This is a genomic window from Streptomyces sp. NPDC058964, from assembly GCF_042741275.1.
Classification (GTDB): Bacteria; Actinomycetota; Actinomycetes; order Streptomycetales; family Streptomycetaceae; genus Streptomyces.
Map to the genome: position 1 here is coordinate 1 of NZ_JBHYKH010000902.1, position 1,846 is coordinate 1,846.

General features: G+C 74.2%; 2 protein-coding genes. Both read left to right on the forward strand.

Annotated elements, in window-relative coordinates; translation table 11 throughout:
- On the forward strand, positions 1–796 hold a 796-nt coding region (locus ACFW2E_RS46185; RefSeq protein ID WP_384477992.1), incomplete at its 5' end, for a 2-phospho-L-lactate transferase CofD family protein.
- Positions 787–1,776, forward strand: a complete 990-nt coding sequence (gene whiA, locus ACFW2E_RS46190) for a DNA-binding protein WhiA (protein WP_384477995.1) — start codon at positions 787–789, stop codon at positions 1,774–1,776. The genes ACFW2E_RS46185 and whiA, both read left to right, overlap by 10 nt.
- Positions 1,777–1,846 lie beyond the last annotated feature (70 nt).

Sequence of the window (1,846 nt, forward strand, 5' to 3'; positions counted from 1 at the left end):
GCGCAAGGCGCTGGCCGCGCTGTGCGGCGACGACGACTGGGGCCAGACCTGGGCCCGCGTCATCCAGCACCGCTTCCAGTCCCAGGGCGACCTGCACGAACACGCGGTCGGCAATCTGCTGATCGTCGCCCTGTGGGAGCAGCTCGGTGACCACGTCCAGGCCCTCGACCTGGTCGGCAAGCTGCTCGGCGCGCACGGACGGGTGCTGCCCATGTCCGCCGTGCCGCTGGAGCTGCAGGCCCTGGTGAAGGGGCACGACCCGGAGCGGCCCGACGAGGTGGACACCGTGCGCGGTCAGGCGACCGTGGCGCTCACCCCGGGGGAGGTGCAGTCCGTGCACCTGGTGCCGAACGACCCGCCGGCCGTCCCCGAGGCGGTCGAGGCCGTCCTGGACGCCGACTGGGTGGTGCTCGGCCCCGGCTCCTGGTTCTCCTCGGTCATCCCGCACCTGCTCGTGCCCGACCTGCTGGACGCGCTCGTCGAGACGAAGGCGCGCCGGGTGCTCTCACTGAACCTCGCCCCGCAGCCCGGAGAAACCGAAGGTTTCTCCCCGCAGCGTCATTTGGAGGTTTTGGGGCGACACGCCCCTAAACTCGCCCTGGACGTGGTGCTGGCCGACGAGGCCGCCGTGCCCGACCGCGACTCGCTCACCGAGGCCGCCGAGCGGTTCGGTGCCGCGGTCGAGCTGGCGACGGTGGCCCGGACCGACGGTTCTCCCCGGCACGACCCGGAGCTGTTGGCCGCCGCGTACGACCGTATTTTTCGGATGCATGGAAGGATCGGCCCATGGCGATGACGGCAGCGGTGAAGGACGAGATCTCCCGGCTCCCCGTCACCCGGACCTGCTGCAGGAAGGCGGAGGTCTCCGCCATCCTCCGGTTCGCCGGCGGCCTTCACCTGGTGAGCGGGCGCATCGTGATCGAGGCGGAGCTGGACACCGCGATGGCGGCCCGGCGCCTCAAGCGGGACATCCTGGAGATCTTCGGCCACAGCTCCGAGCTGATCGTGATGGCGCCCGGCGGACTGCGCCGCGGCTCCCGGTACGTCGTGCGCGTCGTCGCGGGCGGCGACCAGCTGGCCCGGCAGACGGGGCTCGTGGACGGTCGTGGGCGCCCCATCCGGGGACTGCCCCCGCAGGTGGTCTCCGGGGCCACCTGTGACGCGGAGGCCGCCTGGCGCGGGGCTTTCCTGGCGCACGGCTCGCTCACCGAGCCCGGCCGCTCCTCCTCCCTGGAGGTGACCTGCCCCGGTCCCGAGGCCGCGCTCGCCCTGGTCGGTGCCGCACGCCGGCTGTCGATCGCGGCGAAGGCCCGCGAGGTGCGCGGAGTGGACCGGGTGGTCGTCCGTGACGGTGACGCGATCGGAGCCCTGCTGACCCGGCTCGGCGCGCACGAGTCCGTGCTGGCCTGGGAGGAGCGCCGGATGCGCCGCGAGGTCCGCGCCACGGCCAACCGGCTCGCCAACTTCGACGACGCCAACCTGCGCCGCTCGGCGCGCGCGGCCGTCGCCGCCGGTGCCCGTGTCCAGCGCGCCCTGGAGATCCTCGCCGACGACGTGCCCGAGCACCTCGCGGCCGCCGGCCGGCTGCGCATGGAGCACAAGCAGGCCTCCCTGGAGGAGCTGGGCGCCCTCGCCGACCCGCCGCTCACCAAGGACGCCGTCGCGGGCCGTATCCGCCGTCTGCTGGCCATGGCCGACAAGCGCGCCTCCGACCTGGGCGTCCCGGGCACGGAGGCCAACCTCTCCGACGAACTGGCCGACAACCTGGTCGGCTGAGCGAAGCCTGCCGACTCGCCGGGGGGGAGCGCCCCCGCGGCGGGGGGGCCCCCCCGGCGGGGGGGGGGTT